The sequence below is a fragment of the Cupriavidus basilensis genome, assembly GCF_000832305.1.
Taxonomy (GTDB): domain Bacteria; phylum Pseudomonadota; class Gammaproteobacteria; order Burkholderiales; family Burkholderiaceae; genus Cupriavidus; species Cupriavidus basilensis_F.
The window spans coordinates 3,043,657-3,060,032 of record NZ_CP010536.1; the positions used below are offsets into that span (position 1 = coordinate 3,043,657).

The 16,376-nt window shown below is 66.2% G+C and carries 13 protein-coding genes; 7 read left to right on the forward strand and 6 right to left on the reverse strand.

Annotated elements, in window-relative coordinates; translation table 11 throughout:
• Positions 1–685 precede the first annotated feature (685 nt).
• The 5 genes from RR42_RS14160 (at position 686) to RR42_RS14180 (ending at position 7,587) form a co-directional block, all read left to right on the forward strand.
• Positions 686–3,838, forward strand: coding sequence for an Rne/Rng family ribonuclease (locus RR42_RS14160; RefSeq protein ID WP_043347922.1), 3,153 nt, complete (start codon positions 686–688; stop codon positions 3,836–3,838).
• Positions 3,839–4,052: 214 nt separating this feature from the next.
• Entirely contained in the window at positions 4,053–5,177 is a 1,125-nt protein-coding gene (moaA, locus tag RR42_RS14165) for a GTP 3',8-cyclase MoaA (protein WP_043347925.1), read from the forward strand.
• Between the two features lie 46 nt (positions 5,178–5,223).
• Positions 5,224–5,823, forward strand: coding sequence for a molybdenum cofactor guanylyltransferase MobA (gene mobA / locus RR42_RS14170; protein ID WP_043347927.1), 600 nt, complete (start codon positions 5,224–5,226; stop codon positions 5,821–5,823).
• Between the two features lie 36 nt (positions 5,824–5,859).
• Positions 5,860–7,137, forward strand: a complete 1,278-nt coding sequence (glp, locus tag RR42_RS14175; protein WP_043347929.1) for a gephyrin-like molybdotransferase Glp — start codon at positions 5,860–5,862, stop codon at positions 7,135–7,137.
• Positions 7,138–7,320: 183 nt separating this feature from the next.
• Positions 7,321–7,587: a hypothetical protein gene (locus tag RR42_RS14180; protein ID WP_043347933.1), complete on the forward strand. Its 267-nt coding sequence runs from the start codon at positions 7,321–7,323 to the stop codon at positions 7,585–7,587.
• 72 nt (positions 7,588–7,659) lie between these two features.
• Here the strand turns inward: RR42_RS14180 and rmuC are convergent, their stop codons facing one another.
• From rmuC to RR42_RS14210, 6 genes are all read right to left on the reverse strand, one after another.
• Positions 7,660–9,132 (reverse strand): DNA recombination protein RmuC, encoded by a 1,473-nt coding sequence (rmuC, locus tag RR42_RS14185; protein ID WP_043347937.1) that lies wholly within the window; start codon positions 9,130–9,132, stop codon positions 7,660–7,662.
• Positions 9,133–9,164: 32 nt separating this feature from the next.
• Positions 9,165–10,163, reverse strand: coding sequence for a 2-hydroxyacid dehydrogenase (locus RR42_RS14190; protein ID WP_043347941.1), 999 nt, complete (start codon positions 10,161–10,163; stop codon positions 9,165–9,167).
• Positions 10,164–10,171: 8 nt separating this feature from the next.
• Complete coding sequence (locus RR42_RS14195) at positions 10,172–11,614, reverse strand: sodium:proton antiporter (protein WP_043347944.1); 1,443 nt, start codon at positions 11,612–11,614, stop codon at positions 10,172–10,174.
• Between the two features lie 177 nt (positions 11,615–11,791).
• Entirely contained in the window at positions 11,792–12,478 is a 687-nt protein-coding gene (locus RR42_RS14200; RefSeq protein ID WP_043347947.1) for a LutC/YkgG family protein, read from the reverse strand.
• 82 nt (positions 12,479–12,560) lie between these two features.
• The gene (gene pncB, locus RR42_RS14205; protein WP_043347950.1) at positions 12,561–13,739 is read right to left on the reverse strand and encodes a nicotinate phosphoribosyltransferase; all 1,179 of its coding nucleotides are present in this window, start codon (positions 13,737–13,739) and stop codon (positions 12,561–12,563) included.
• An 89-nt stretch (positions 13,740–13,828) separates the two neighbouring features.
• The gene (locus RR42_RS14210) at positions 13,829–14,362 is read right to left on the reverse strand and encodes a hypothetical protein (protein WP_043347952.1); all 534 of its coding nucleotides are present in this window, start codon (positions 14,360–14,362) and stop codon (positions 13,829–13,831) included.
• A gap of 353 nt (positions 14,363–14,715) precedes the next feature.
• Here RR42_RS14210 and fdxA point away from each other — a divergent pair, with 353 nt between their 5' ends.
• Together fdxA and RR42_RS14220 are read left to right on the forward strand one after the other, a co-directional pair.
• Positions 14,716–15,039 carry a ferredoxin FdxA gene (gene fdxA / locus RR42_RS14215; RefSeq protein ID WP_043347955.1) on the forward strand — a complete coding sequence of 108 codons (324 nt, stop codon included), beginning with the start codon at positions 14,716–14,718 and terminating at the stop codon, positions 15,037–15,039.
• A 98-nt stretch (positions 15,040–15,137) separates the two neighbouring features.
• Positions 15,138–16,247, forward strand: coding sequence for an NAD(P)/FAD-dependent oxidoreductase (locus tag RR42_RS14220; protein ID WP_043347958.1), 1,110 nt, complete (start codon positions 15,138–15,140; stop codon positions 16,245–16,247).
• Positions 16,248–16,376: the final 129 nt, after the last annotated feature.

Genomic DNA, 16,376 nt, shown 5'->3' on the forward strand with positions numbered 1-16,376 from the left:
GGTTGCCGCCAACCCTGCCAGCCTCCCGCTTCTTTGCGTACCACGCGAGCCCGGGGCTGGTAAATGGCAGCAAAAACGCAGCACGCACGGTATCGCCCGCGCAGGAAGTCGCCCAAAGGCAACTTCGGCGCTGACGGCGGTCACGTGGGAGTAGTGTTCAGGTAGAACAGAATTTGATAGTGGATGCCCAACCGGCATCCACTCTGGTGAGAGAAGTCCCGCCCGCACCGGGAAACGGTGCCGCCGGCATGCTTCCAACGCCGCCTGACTGGTTATACCGGCGCCCGGTCGCAGAACTCCAAGAAGCAGTAGGTGCGCCCGCCAGGAGATGTCAGGAAGCGAAGCAGCATTGCCGTGACGACAAACTTGCTCTTTGACGCGTCTAGCCCTTCCGCGGCCGGCCGCGGTGCGATGACGCCTCTTTGCGCCCGCACCGCCGCCATGCCAGCCGGAAACCCGCTGGGTCGCTGCGCAAAGCAGCACACCGGCGTTCTCTCCGACCATGCGGACGGCGCTTTCGACGTCGTTACCTCTCTTTCACCCGTGCCCAGCCGGCCGTGCTCATTTGCGCGACGGCGCTTTCGGCAATTCTCGCGCCCTCACTCGCTCCCTTGCGTGCTCCACGGAACGAACGCCGCGGGCACCGCATGCCGGTGCAATCCGCGGCATTGAGTGAGGTAATGCGATGAAACGCATGCTTTTCAACGCGACGCAGCAAGAGGAACTGCGCGTCGCCATCGTCGATGGTCAGAAGCTGATCGACATCGACATCGAGGCCGCCGGGCGCGAACAGCGCAAGGGCAACATCTACAAGGGTGTCATCACCCGGATCGAGCCCTCGCTGGAAGCCTGCTTCGTCAACTACGGCGAAGAACGCCACGGCTTCCTGCCCTTCAAGGAAGTAGCACGCGCCTTTTTCAAGGAAGGCGTGGACGTGCGTAACGCGCGCATCCAGGACGCGTTGCATGAAGGCCAGGAGCTGATCGTCCAGGTAGAAAAGGAAGAGCGCGGCAACAAGGGGGCGGCGCTGACCACCTTCATCTCGCTGGCCGGCCGTTACCTGGTACTGATGCCCAACAACCCGCGCGGCGGCGGCGTATCGCGCCGCATCGAGGGCGAGGACCGCCAGGAACTGCGCGAGACCATGGGTCAGCTGGCCGTGCCCGAGGGCATGAGCATCATCGCCCGCACCGCGGGCATCGGCCGCTCGGCCGAAGAGCTCCAGTGGGACCTGAACTACCTGCTGCAACTGTGGAAGGCCATCGACGGCGCCGCCGGCGACAACAAGGCCCCGCTGCTGATCTATCTCGAGTCCAGCCTGGTGATTCGCGCCATCCGCGATTACTTCCAGCCGGATATCGGCGAGATCCTGATCGACACCGACGAAATCTACGAACAGGCCCGCGCCTTCATGAGCGTGGTCATGCCCGACAACATGAACCGCGTGAAGAAGTACCGGGACGACGTGCCCCTCTTCTCGCGCTTCCAGATCGAGCACCAGATCGAGTCGGCTTATTCGCGCATGGTGATGCTGCCCTCGGGCGGCGCCATCGTGATCGACCACACCGAAGCCCTGGTGTCGGTGGACGTGAACTCGGCCCGCGCCACCAAGGGCGCCGACATCGAGGAAACCGCGCTGCGCACCAACCTCGAAGCCGCCGACGAAATCGCCCGCCAGCTGCGCCTGCGCGACCTGGGCGGCCTGATCGTGATCGACTTCATCGACATGGAAGCCAGCAAGGCCCAGAAGGACGTGGAAACGCGCCTGAAGGATGCCCTGCGCCATGACCGCGCCCGCGTGCAGATGGGCAAGATCAGCCGCTTCGGCCTGATGGAGCTGTCGCGCCAGCGCCTGCGCCCGTCGCTGTCGGAAGGCTCGCACATCACTTGCCCGCGCTGCAACGGCACTGGCCATATCCGGGATACTGAATCTTCCGCCCTGCAGGTCCTGCGCATCATCCAGGAAGAAGGGATGAAGGAAAACACCGCCGCCATCCACTGCCAGGTGCCGGTGGAAGTGGCTGCGTTCCTGCTTAACGAGAAGCGCCAGGACATCAACCTGATCGAGATGCGCTTCAAGGTCAACGTGCTGCTGATCCCCAACAAGCACCTGGAGACCCCGCACTACAAGCTGGAGCGCCTGCGTCACGACGACCCGCGCCTGGAAGACAGCATGGCCAGCTACAAGATGGCCGAGGCTGCCGCCAAGGAACTGGAAGCCGACACCAGCTACAGCAGCCGCAAGAAGGAAGACGCCAAGCCGCGCCAGGAAGCTGCCGTCAAGGGCATCACCCCGGAACAGCCGGCACCCGTCTCCGTGCCGCGCGCAGAGCGCGCCCCGCGCCCGGAAGCCGCGGCGGCAGCCGCACGTCCGGTGCCGGCTACCCAGCCGGTGGTCGGCGGTGGCTTTATCGGCTGGCTGAAGAACCTGTTCGGCGCCAAGCCCGCGGCGCCCGCCGTCGAGCCGGCCAAGCCGGTTGACGCGGAGCAGCGCAGCGCGGAGAACCGTCGCGAACGCGGCCAACGTGGCGAACGCGGTGAAGGCCGTGGCCAGCGGGGCGAACGTGGTGGCGAGCGTGGTGAGCGCGGCGGCGAACGTGGCGACCGCCAGGGCCGTGGCCAGCGCGGCGAGCGCGCCCCCCAGGAACGTGGCGAGCGCACCGAGCGCGCGGACCGTGGCGAACAGCGCACGGAGCGCGTCGAAGCGCGCGGCGAACGTGGCGAGCAACGTGGCGAGCGCGGAGAACAACGCGGCGAGCGCAACAGCCGCGCTCCGCGCCAGGCCGCACTGGAAGTCCAGCCGGCCCGCCAGCCCGAAGGCGCGCCGGCCGAGCGTACGGAAGGCCGTGGCGAAGGCCGCCGCGACCGCAACCAGGAACGCCGCGAGCGCCAGCGCGACCGCCAGCGTGAACGAGGCGACGCGCCGCGCGAAGGCGAAGCCACCGAAGGCCTGGCTGCCGAAGCCGTAGCCGCGACCGCCGCATCTGTCGTGGCAGCGCCGGCCGTGGCCGCAGCGGTTGCCTCGCACGATGACGCCGACAACGCACGCACCGACCTGCCGGAAGGCACGGAAGGCACCGAGAACGGTGAAGGCGAAGAACGCCGCCGCCGCAATCGCCGTGGCCGCAACCGCTATCGCCGCGAACGCGACGACGGCGTCCAGGCAACCGAAGGCGCGGAAAGCGCTGAAGGCGAGTACACGGCGGAAGTGAGCGAAAGCACCCAGGCCGCCGCCCCGGCTGTGGTCGCCCAAGCGCCTGCGATCGAAGCCGCTGCCGCGCCGGTTGCCGAAGCCGCGCCGAGCGCACCGGCTTACCAGCCCGCCGAAGCTGCCGTAGTGACGCAACAGCCCGTGGCACTGCCGGCGGAGCCGGTGTTCGTGCAGGCCGCGCCGATCTCGGCGCCGGTCGCTGCGCCGATCGTCGAAACGGTTGCCGAGCCAGTGGCTGAAACGGTGGCTGGGACGATCGCAGCAAGCCCGGCCGCCTACCAGCCGGCATCGGCTCCAGTTGCGGCCCCTGTTGCGGCTGAAGCTGTCGTGGAAGCCCCTGCTGTTGTTGTGGCGCCTGCCGTTGATGTGCCGGCCGCTGCCCCCGTGGCAACGGTGGCCCCGGTGGCCCCGGTGGCGGTCGAAAGCCTGCAGCCGATGCTGGCCTCGGCTGGCCTGGAGTGGGTCAACACCGACACCAGCAAGCTGCGCGCTGCGCAGGAAGCGGCTGCCAGCATCCCGCCGGCAGCGCGCGTCGTGCGGGAGCGCAAGCCTCTGCCGCCGTTGCCTGAGGGTCCGATGATCATGGTCGAAACCGGTGGCGATACCGCCGGGACGCCGCAGAAGTAAGCGGCACCCTCACGGGTAGCAAGGAAAGGGACGGCGATGCCGTCCCTTTTTCATGCCAGCGGGCTTTGTCCCGGGTGATGCCGGCGGTACCATGCCCGGCTCGGCTAGAATGGCAAATAGATGGCACCCGAAAGATGGTGCCCGGAACGGGCGATGCTGCCCCATGCAATCGCGCCAGAACCGCCCGTCACCCGCACTGCCACCCCCCCAGGCCATGACCGAATCCGTCATTCCCATTTTCGACCTGCGCGACCATCGCTACCGCTCGATGACGCCAAGCATTCCGGCCGTGCTCACCGCACCGTCCGGGCTGGTTGCCGACACGCGCGGCCGCCCGCTCCATGATCTGCGCATCTCGGTCACGGATCGCTGCAATTTCCGCTGCGTCTACTGCATGCCCAAGGAAGTGTTCGACAAGGACTACACCTTCCTGCCCCATTCCGAGTTGCTGAGCTTCGAGGAAATCGAACGCGCGGCGCGCCTCTTCGTTGCGCACGGCGTCGAGAAGATCCGCCTCACCGGCGGCGAGCCGCTGCTGCGCAAGAACATCGAGAAGCTGGTGGAAATGCTGGCGCGCATCGACACCGTGTCCGGCAAGCCGCTGGACCTCACCCTCACCACCAACGCCTCGCTGCTGGCCCGCAAGGCGCGCGCGCTGCGCGACGCAGGCCTGACGCGGGTCAGCGTGAGCCTGGACGCCATCGACGACGCCACCTTCCGCCGCATGAACGATGTTGACTTCGCGGTGCGCGACGTGCTGGACGGCATCGAGACCGCCCAGGCGGCCGGCCTGGCGCCGATCAAGGTCAATATGGTGGTCAAGCGCGGCACCAACGACGGGGAAATCGTGCCGATGGCCGCGCATTTCCGCGGCAGCGGCATCATCATGCGCTTTATCGAGTTCATGGACGTGGGCGCGAGCAACCACTGGCAGATGGACGAGGTGCTGCCCTCGGCCGATGTGGTGCGCCGCATCCACGCGGCCTTCCCGCTGGAAGCCATCCCAGCCAACTACAGTGGCGAGACCGCAGAGCGCTGGCGCTACCGCGACGGCGCCGGCGAGATCGGCGTGATCTCCAGCGTGACCCACGCCTTCTGCGGCGACTGCAGCCGCATCCGCCTGTCGACCGAAGGCCGGCTCTACCTGTGCCTGTTCGCCACCGAAGGCTACGACCTGCGCGCGCTGCTGCGCGGCGAGCATAGCGACCTGGAAATCTCGAACGCCATTGCCGGGGTCTGGCAAGGCCGCACCGATCACTACTCCGAACAGCGCAGCGACCCCGCGGTGCGCCAGGCGCGCGCCGAGAACAAGATCGAGATGTCCTATATCGGCGGCTGACGACAGCCGTCCCGCCCAACCCATCACCCTATCCTCCCATCCCCCGATGATTTCTCGCGAAGACATTACCGGCCTGATCCTGGCCGGCGGCAGGGGCAGCCGCATGGGCGGCACCGACAAGGGCCTGCAGCCGTTTCGCGGCGCGCCCATGGCGATGCATACGCTGCTGCGCCTGTCCGCGCAGACCGGCGGCATGCTGATCAACGCCAACCGCAACCTGGCCGCGTATGAGTCCTTCGGCGTGCCGGTGGTCACCGATTCGGTGCCGGACTTCGCCGGCCCCCTGGCTGGCATGCTGGCCGGGCTGGAACAGTGCCAGACGGGCTGGATGCTGAGCGCCCCCTGCGACTCGCCTTTCCTGCCATCCGACCTGGCCGCGCGCCTGGCGAGCGCGGTAGACGCGCAAGACGCCGAGATGGCCATCCCGGTCACCATCGACGCGGATGGCCGCCGGCAGGTCCAGCCGGTGTTTTGCCTGATGCCGGTCACGGCGCTCGACGGCCTGGTGGCTTTCCTCAACGGCGGCGGCCGCAAGATCGAAACCTGGGCCGCCTCGCACCGCCTGGCCGAAGTGCTGTTCGAAGACGCCGGCGCCTTCGCCAATATCAATACCCTGGATGAGTTGCGCACGCTCGAAGCGCGCTGACAACCCAAACCAGGCCGCTGCCCCCGGGAACGGTCCATGCCATCACTACAATCCGTCATTTCCTGCCTGTCCGACTACGATCCCGGCGCATTGCCGGTGGCACAGGCCAACCAGATCATCGGCGAGCTGGTCGAGCCGGTGCGCGGCACCGAGCAGGTCGCCCTGCGCGCCGCGCTCGACCGCGTGCTGGCCGAAGACGTCATCTCCAGGCTGGATGTGCCCGCGCACGACAACTCCGCCATGGACGGTTATGCGTTCGCCAGCAGCGAGTTGGCCGTGGGCGGCAACGTGGCCCTGGCTGTGGTCGGCAGCGCCTTCGCCGGCGCTGCCTGCGAGCAAGCGGTTGCGCGCGGGCAGGCAGCGCGCATCATGACGGGCGCCATCATGCCGGCCGGCTGCGACACCGTGATTCCACAGGAATTCGTCGACGTCGAGGGCGAGCTGATTCGCTTCGATGCCAAGGCGGTACGGGCAGGCGACAACCGCCGCCTGCGGGGCGAAGACCTCGCCATCGGCCAGCCGGCACTGGCCGCCGGACGCATCCTGCAGCCGGCCGACCTCGGGCTGCTGGCGTCGCTGGGCGTGGCCGAAGTCAAGGTGCGGCGCCGCCTGCGCGTGGCGTTCTTCTCCACCGGCGACGAACTGCGCTCCATTGGCGAGCCGCTCGATGCGGGCTGCGTCTACGACTCAAACCGCTACACGCTGCACGGCATGCTGCGGCGGATGAACGTGGACCTGATCGACATGGGCGTGGTGCACGATGATCCCGCCGCGCTCGAAGCGGCGTTGCGCAGCGCGTGCGAAAACGCCGACGCGGTCATCACCTCGGGCGGCGTCTCGGTGGGAGAAGCCGACTACACCAAGCAGATCATGGCCCAGCTTGGCGATGTGACCTTCTGGAAGATCGCCATGCGCCCCGGCCGGCCCATGGCCTTCGGCCGCATCGCTTCCCACGGCCACGAAGCGCTGCTGTTCGGCCTGCCGGGCAACCCCGTGGCGGTGATGGTGACGTTCTATCATTTCGTGCGGGCTGCCCTGCACCGCCAGATGGGCGCCAAGGTGGCACCCCTGCCGCTGATGCGCGTGCGCAGCGCCCAGGCTATCCGCAAGAAACCTGGCCGCACCGAGTACCAGCGCGGCATCCTGGCGCCTGCCCCGGAGGGCGGCTGGCAGGTTAGCATCACCGGGCAGCAGGGCTCGGGCGTGCTGCGCTCGATGAGCGAGGCCAATTGCTTCATCGTGCTAGGGCACGAACAGGGCATGGTCGCCGCCGGCGACGAGGTCGAAGTCATGCTGTTCGACGGGCTGATGTAAGCGCTGGCAGAAAGGCCGCCACGGTACGCCGGCTGCACCTTTGTGTCGTTTTTGTGCAGCAGTTTTGCCGGGGTTTAGCAAGCAGATCGGCGGTTTTCCGTACCCCGCGAGTGCCGGACTATGCGCCGCCTCCCCCATTGGATACACTTGCGCAACATTACTTTGCTTACTGCCCAAGCTGTCATGAATCAGGAGATTGCGTACCTCCACCCGGTCAAAACCGCCCGCGCGCTCGTGCTCGTGTACCTGTGCTTTTCGGTACCCATCGTCTCGCTGGGTCTGTTCGTGGCCTTTATCCGCTATGGCGACCTGCCCGGCATCACCGTCTTCACGGCACTGATTCTCAATGCGCTGATCGGTTTCGGCCTGCTGTGGCTGGCCTGCAAGGCCTACAACTGGGTGGCAGCGCGTTTCGGCGGCATCGAGGTGACAATCCGCGACTTGCCCTGAAGCCGCCGGCCGTCGGATCGTAAAAAGCGCATCGAATCGATGCGCTTTTTTTTGCCCAGCGCGCTTTGCCCCTCAACCGCCCGCGGTCTCGTCATCCACCACGGCGGCCAGGCCAAGCAGTTCCTGCGCGTTCTCGCCCGGCAGCGCTTCCACGGTGCGCAGCTTGCGCTCCATCTGGCGCGTACGCACCTCAGCCTGCTCGATGTTGCGGGCAGCACGTTCCAGCGTGTCGCGGGTCTTGGCCAGCACATCGCCGAACTTGCCGAACTCGGTCTTGACCGCGCCCAGCACCTCCCAGACTTCGCTTGAGCGGCGCTCCAGTGCGAGGGTGCGAAATCCCATCTGCAAACTGTTAAGCAACGCGGCCAGCGTGGTCGGCCCGGCTACCGTGACGCGGAAATTGCGCTGCAACAGGTCGGCCAGCCCCGGGCGCCGCAAGACTTCGGCATACAACCCCTCGGTGGGGAGAAAGAGGATGGCGAAGTCCGTGGTCGCCGGTGGCGACACATATTTCTCGGAGATCGTCTGGGCCTCGCGCTTGATCGCGGCTTCCAGTTCGCGCCCGGCCAGCGCCACGCCATCGACATCGCCGCGCTCCTGCGCGTCGAGCAGGCGCTCGTACTGTTCCTTCGGGAACTTGGCATCGATGGGCAGCCACACCTGTCCGCCGGCAGCATCCTTGCCCGGCAGGCGAATCGCAAACTCCACGCGCGCGCCAGTATTGCGCACCGTCTCCACGTTCTTGGCGTACTGCTCGGCGGTTAGTACCTGCTCCAGCAGCATCTCCAGCTGCACTTCGCCCCATGTCCCGCGCGACTTGACGTTGGTCAGCACCCGCTTGAGGTCGCCCACGCCCTGGGCCAGCGCCTGCATTTCGCCAAGGCCCCGGTGCACCTGATCGAGCCGGTCCGAGACCAGCTTGAAGGACTCGCCCAGCCGCTGCTCCAGCGTGGCGTGCAGCTTCTCGTCGACGGTGCGGCGCATCTCCTCAAGCTTGGCCGCGTTGTTGACCTCGATCTCCTTGAGCCGCTGCTCCAGCGTGGCGCGCACTTCGCCCAGGCGGCGCTCGTTGCCCTCGGACATCTGCGCCAGTTCCTGCTGCAGCCCGTCGCCAAATCGGCGCAGCGCGCTGCCTTGCTCGTCTCGCGCCTGCTGGCCTTGTTGCAACAGGTTCTGCCGGACCTGCTCAAGCTGCTGGGCGTTGGACTCGGTCAGCTTGGCAAGCTGCTGCGCGAACATGTCGATCTGGTTGTTCTGCAGCGTGGCGATGCTGGTGAGCTGCGAGGACAGAGCCTGCTGGAAACGCATCATCTGCTGGCCGGCTTCGCCACGGCCGACGCGCGCGCTCTCAGTCACCTCGGTGCGCAGCTCACGCTCCAGGCGCTCATTGCCGCGCGCGCCTTCGGCGCGCAGATCGGCGAGCTGACGCAGCAGCTCCGGACCACCGGCGCCGTCCTGTGCCACGCGGGGTCGGAGCAGCAACACTACCAGCAGCAGCACGGCTGCCAGTGCAAGGGCCAGGGTCAACAGGGAAATCAAAGTCATGAATAGGTTGGCAGGTGTTGGCGGCGAGAGGATCAGCGGCGGCGCGCCATCACTTCGGGATTGATCACCGAAGGCGGCTGCCCTGCCTGCGGCCCCACGCCGAGCGCGGCGATCAGGTTGTCGGCGGCCAGATCCGCCATGGCGCGGCGGGTTTTCTCCGAGGCGCTGGCGATATGCGGGGTCAGCACCACGTTGGGGACCGTCAGCAGGTCGGGATGGACCTGTGGCTCTGCCTCGAACACGTCGAGCCCGGCAGCAAAGATACGCCCCTCGCGCAGCGCCCGGGCCAGCGCAGCGTCGTCGACCACGCCGCCGCGCGCCAGGTTGACCAGCGTGGCCGACGGCTTCATCTGCGCCAGCTCGGCCGCGCCGATGCTGTGATGGCTCTGCGCGCTATACGGCAGCACCAGCAGCAGATGATCGGACTGTGCCAGCAGCTCGGCCTTGCTGACATAGCGCGCGTTCAACACGCGCTCGGTGTCCTCGGGCAAGCGGCTGCGGTTGTGATAGAGCACCGACATGCCAAACCCCGCGGCGCGGCGTGCCAGGGCCTGGCCGATGCGGCCCATGCCAAGGATGCCGAGCGTGCTGCGGTACAGGTCCATGCCGAGGAACATGTCGTAGCTCCACCGCTCCCACTTGCCAGCGCGCAGCCAGTGCTCGGACTCGGTCACGCGGCGCGCGGTCGCCATCAGCAAGGCCCAGCCGAAATCGGCCGTGGTCTCGGTCAGCACATCGGGCGTATTGGTGGCCACGATCCCGGCGGCGGTCAGCGCCGGTACATCGAGGTTGTTGTACCCCACCGCCATGTTGCAGACCGCGCGCAAGGCCGGCAGCCCGGCTACCAGGCCGGCATCGATGCGGTCCGCGGCATTGGCCAGCACGCCGGCCTTGCCGGCGAGGCGCGCCTTGAGCGCGGCGCCGTCCAGCGCCACGTCCGGCTGGTTGTCGTCGACGTCGAAGTACTGCGCGAGCCGGTCGATCACTTCGGGAAAGACGGCGCGGGTCACGAGAACGGAAGGCTTGGTCATGCTCACACTCACACGTGGAAGAAGATAAAGGTCATCACCAGGAACAGTGGCACCAGCACGCAGATCGACCACAGCATGTAGCCGAAGAAGCTAGGCATGCGCACGCCGCGGCTTTCGGCAATTGCCTTGACCATCAGGTTGGGCGCGTTGCCGATATAGGTATTGGCGCCCATGAAGACGGCGCCGGCCGAGATGGCTGCGAGCGTTGAGGCGTCGCGCGTCATCAGCGTAGCGGGGTCGCCGCCTGCGGTGTTGAAGAACACCAGGTAGGTCGGCGCATTGTCCAGGAAAGACGAAAGAATGCCCGTGGCCCAGAAATACATGCTGTCGATGGGCTGGCCGCCGCTATCGCTGACCATGCGGATCACGCTGGCGAAGGCGCCGTCGGTGCCGGCCTTGAGCATGGCGATCACGGGAATGATGGTGAGGAAGATGCCGGCGAACAGCTTGCCGACTTCCAGGATCGGTTCCCAGTTGAATTCGTTGCCCGTGCGCGCCGTGATCGGCGTGATCAGCAGGGACACGAGTGCCACCACCACCAGCAACACATCGCGCACCGCCGCCGGCAGGCCGACCATGGTGCCCATCACGTTGAATTCGATACCGGGCTTCCACAGCCCGCTCATCAGCACCAAGCCCACCACCGCCAGCAGCAGCACGAAATTACGCTTGCCTTCGATGCGGATGCCCGCGGAATCGGGTGTGGGGTCCGCTGCCTGCGGCAACTCTTCTTCCTTGTTCAGGTAGTAGTGGCGATCGACGAAATAGAAAATCACCAGCAGTGCGATGCAGATAAACAGCGTCTCGGGCAGGATGTTGCGCAGGGTCCAGAAAAAATCCACGCCTTTCAGGAAACCCAGGAACAGCGGCGGATCGCCCAGCGGCGTCAGCGCGCCACCCGCATTGGCAGCCAGGAAAATAAAGAACACCACCACATGCGCCACATGCCTGCGGTTGTCATTGGCGCGCAGCAGCGGCCGGATCAGCAGCATGGCGGCGCCGGTGGTGCCCATCAGGCTGGCCAGCACCGTGCCGAGCGCAAGCAGGCCGGTATTCAGGCGCGGCGTGCCATGCAGGTTGCCACGCACGCAGATGCCGCCGGCCACGATATAGAGTGCGGCGATCAGCGCGATAAAGGGGATGTACTCCGACAGCAGCGCGTGCACGGCATTGGCGACGGCGGCATGCATGCCGAAGGCCTGCGCGAACGGTACCAGGAACAGCACTGCCCAGGCTGCGATGATCTTGCCGTAGTGGTGATGCCAGAAGCGCGGCGCGATCAACGGAAACAGCGCGATCGACAGCAAGGTACCGGCGAAGGGCAACGCCCACATTGGCGACAGCGTGGCCCCGTCGAGATCGGCGGCATGGGCCAGGCTCGGCGCCAGCATGAACAGCAGGGTGAACAACAGCGGGGCCAGCGGGAATAGCAGTGCGGGGGCACGTCGCATCGGGCGGGATCTCCTTGTATCGGATTGCGTCACCCGGGCCTGAAGGCGGCCGCGAGCGGAGAAAGCGCACGAGCCCGAGTGGCCCGGCAAGCGGGCCGCAGGCGCGCGGCGAGACCCTCAAGTGTAAAGCAATCGCCGCGCGGCTCCACCAATGCCGGACGCCCTGGGCTGCCGCGCTCAGTCCTGTTCGACCAGGATCACGTGCACGCGGTATGGGCCGTGCGCGCCGAGCACAATGGTCTGCTCGATGTCACCAGTGCGCGAGGGCCCGCTGATGGTATTGGTGGCACGGGGCAACTCCCCGCGCTCGCTGCGCACCAGCGCGAAGGCGTCTTCCAGGCCATCGACGATGCGCGAGACCGGCACCACCGCGATATGCGTCTCCGGCAGCAGCGCCGCCGAAGCGAAGGTCTGCGGGCCGGACAGCAGCATCAGCGAGCCGGTCTCGGCGATCGCGCAAAAGCAGCCCGTGATACCGACCATGTCGCCATGGTCGTGATCGGCCTGCGCATCGCGGATGGGCGGGCGGCACGCCACTGTCAAGCCCTGCCCTTGCCAGTCCAGTGCCGCCAGGCTGTCCCAGGCCACGGCACGGCGCGCCAGGCCGAGGCTGTCCAGGTAGCGCGCGGCCGCGCCCGGCACGTCGGCCATCGTGGCCACCCGCTCCACCGTGGAGGCCATTTTCTGCGCCTGTTCCTGGAAGGCCTGGATCCGGTCCACCGGCGCCGGCGGACGGGGGCCGGCGGGATGGCGCGCGAGGTAATCAGCCACCGCCGCGCGCTCGCCGTTGCTCACCCCGGGCGCGCGGCCCTGGGCGGCGCGGATGCGGGCAAAGATGCGATCGCGGGCGGAGGTGGTATCCATGGTCGGTTTCCGGAGGTTGAAGGCTTGGAGGCTTAGGGATCTGGGGGCTGCAGCAACGGCGCGCCTGCATCGCACCTGAGCGCTACGCCGGCGCCTTGATGCCGAACACCTGCCGCAGGTACGCGAGGTAGGCTGGATCATCGCACATGGTCTTCTCGGGCGTGTCCGACAGCTTGGCCACTGGCTGGCCATTGCAGCGGGTCATCTTGATGACGATCTGCAGCGGCGTGTAGCCAAGATCGTTGGTCAGGTTGGTGCCCACGCCGAAGGCAAGCCGGCAGCGCCCGCCAAAGCGTTCGTACAGTTCGATCACGCGCGGGATGTCGAGGCTGTCACTGAAGATCAGCGTCTTGCCCTGCGGGTCGACACGGCCGGCGGCGTAGTGCGCCAGCATGCGTTCGCCCCAGGCGATGGGATCGCCGGAATCATGCCGCACGCCGTCGAACAGCTTGCAGAAGTACAGGTCGAAGTCACGCAGGAAGGCGTCGAAGCCATAGGTGTCGGACAAGGCAATGCCGAGGTCGCCACGGTATTCCTTGGCCCAGACTTCCAGCGCGAACACCTGCGAGTCGCGCAGCCGCGGCCCCAGGGCCTGGCAGGCCTGCAGGTATTCATGCGCCATGGTCCCGAGCGGAACCAGGTTATGCGTGCGTGCGAAATGCACGTTGCTGCTGCCGGCCAGTTGCGGGCCGAGCACTCGGCGCATGGTCTGCAACACCTCTTCCTGCCAGTCGCGCGAAAAGCGGCGACGCGAGCCGTAGTCGGCAATCACGCAGTCCGCGTGGGCAGGCATCTTCAGCAAGGCCAGTTTGTCTTCCAGGCGCTTGCGCCCCTCGCTCCAGTCAGGTTGCGGTTGGGTGCGGCGGAAATAGACCTCGTTGACAATGGCCAGCAACGGCACCTCGAACAGGATGGTATGCAGCCACGGCCCGCGAATGGTGATCTCGATCTCACCGCTGCCGGGAGCGGCGGGCGCGATCGTCACGTATTTCTCGTTGAGGTGGAACAGGTCGAGGAAGTCGACGAAATCGCTCTTGATAAAGCGTAGCTCGCGCAGGTATTGCAACTCGTCCGGCGTAAAGCGGACCTGGCAGAGCTGCGCCACTTCTTCGCGGATCTCGTCCACGTAGGGCGTCAGATCGACCCCCGCGTTACGGCATTTGAAGCGGTATTCGACCTGTGCCGCCGGGAAGTGATGCAGCACCACCTGCATCATGGTGAACTTGTACAGGTCGGTGTCGAGCAATGAGGTAATGATCATGTCGGGCCAAACGGCAGTGCCGGGTCAGAGCGTCATGCTACCCGAAAGCGCGGCGCTCAAGCCATGAAGCCGCATCGGCCACGCCGGCCTCATGCGCCATCGAGGAAAGGATCGGGCTGGCGGCCCCGTGCGCTGCCGCGCAGGCACCACAGGACCTGCCCGCGATAGCCAGGGCAGCCAACCAGCGTGGCCTGCGCCCGGGGCACTTGGGCGGGCAGCGGTTCAGCGAAGGTTGCCGAACGGGCCGTGATGCGCTCCTGGTAGACCCGCTGCGTGCCGCGACGGAACACCAGCACCTGCACCGGCGCGCCGCGCTCGGGCTGCAGGCTGGCATCGCATGGCAGGAAGCCGGCCTGGCCGCAGTTGGCCATGCCCTCCCCCGCCGCCTCGACCACCACGCCGAAATCATCCCACTCAAAGAGCGCCAGCGCACTCAGGGATACCGGCCTGTCGCTCATCATGCGCCAGGCCATCAGGCGGGCCACCACGCTGTCCGGCGGTCCGGCCTTGGCCAGCGTCTGCGCATGCGCGGCTGGCATGGCCAGCGCCGCCAGGCAGAGCAAGGCCCTCGCCGCCTGGCTGAAACGGCGGCCGCGCGGCGACTCCCGGACTGGTCTTGGCATGGCGCACTCCTCACTCGGTTGGGCACGCGGCAATACCGCGCAGGCAAGCCCACGCAGCATACAACGGCAACGCCGCACCGGCCAGAGGCGCACATCGGCAAGTGGGATGCCGACTGCCTTGGATCAAATGCACATAAAGAAATAAGAAAACTGTCTGATCTGGCTATATAGAGCGACTACCCTAGCGTAATGGCTCAGCTACAATATCGGTCTTTGATAGGCCACGGCCTTCGCTCGCGCCGCGTATGGTGAACCCGGTGAACCCTGGGTTGCACCCGCACCGGCGTGATGAGCAAGGCACAACAGGCCAAATCCATTCCCATCGAAGCCGATCCCGTTTTTCTGGAACCGAAATGACTCACGTTGTCACCGAATCCTGCATCCGTTGCCGCTATACCGACTGCGTTGACGTGTGTCCGGTCGATTGTTTCCGCGAAGGCCCCAACTTCCTCGCCATCGACCCGGATGAGTGTATCGATTGCGCGGTGTGCGTGGCGGAATGCCCGGTCAACGCGATCTACGCCGAGGAAGACGTGCCGGGCGACCAGCAACAGTTCATCGACCTGAACGCCGAGCTGGCACGCAACTGGCCCTCCATCACCAAGACCAAGGCCCCGCTGGCCGAAGCCGAGGAATGGAAGGACACGGCCGAGAAGCTGCAGTACCTGCAACGCTGATACCTGCAACACCAAAAGACAGGTCAGAAAGCCGTCCCCACCCACGCGCTTTCCCGTAATGCCGGGCACGCCTGTGCCCACAACGTATCAGGACGAATATGGACTTGAGCATCCCTAATCCCGTCGCCGACGCCACCAACCACGTTGCCGCCGGCAACGCTGGCGGCGGTCACCCGCTGGAAATCGACGCGCTGATCGTCGGTGCCGGTCCGGTCGGACTCTTCCAGGTCTTCGAACTGGGCCTGCTGGAAATCAAGGCGCACGTGATCGACTCCCTCAAGGTGGTTGGCGGCCAGTGCGTGGAGCTCTATCCGGACAAGCCCATCTACGACATCCCGGCCGTGCCCATCTGCACTGGCCAGGAACTGACGGACAACCTGCTCAAGCAGATCGAGCCATTCGAGCCGACCTTCCACCTGGGCCAGGAAGTGGCCGTGGTGGAGCGCCGCGAAGATGGCCGCTTCTTCGTCGAAACCTCGCTCGGCACCCGCTTCATCACCAAGACCATCTTCATTGCTGCCGGCGTGGGTTCATTCCAGCCGCGCACGGTCAAGGTGGACGGCATCGACAAATTCGACGGCAAGCAGCTGTTCTACCGCGTCAAGGATCCGAGACGCTTCCACGGCCGCAACCTGGTCGTGGTCGGTGGTGGCGACTCCGCGCTCGACTGGACGCTGGACCTGGTCGGCAAGGCCGAATCGGTGGTGATGATCCATCGCCGCGACGGCTTCCGCGCCGCGCCGTCATCGGTCGCCAAGATGAAGGACTTGTGCGAGCAGATGGAGATGCAGTTCCTGGTGGGCCAGATCAGCGGCTACGAGGAAAAGGACGGCCTGCTCACGGAGATCAAGGTGACGGGCGCCGACGGCGTGACCCGCCGCCTGCCGCTCGACGACCTGCTGGTGTTCTTCGGCCTGTCGCCCAAGCTGGGCCCGATCGCCGAATGGGGCCTGGATCTGGAGCGCAAGCAGATCAAGGTGGACACGGAGAAGTTCGAGACCAACATCCCGGGCATCTTCGCGGTGGGCGACATCAACACCTACCCCGGCAAGAAGAAGCTGATCCTCTCGGGCTTCCATGAAGCCGCGCTGGCCGCCTTCGGCGCCGCGCCCTACATCTTCCCCGAGAAGAAGATCCACATGCAGTACACGACCACCTCGCCAAAGCTGCACAAGATCCTCGGCGTCGATTCGCCGGTGTTCGACTGAGCCTGGCCGCGCCTGACTCAGTGCATGGCGCAAAAAATCGCCCTTCGGGGCGATTTTTTATGGCAAAAACCTGAAAGACCTTCTATAATGCGGCCCTGCCTCGGAACATCGGGGCGGAACCAGAAGTTC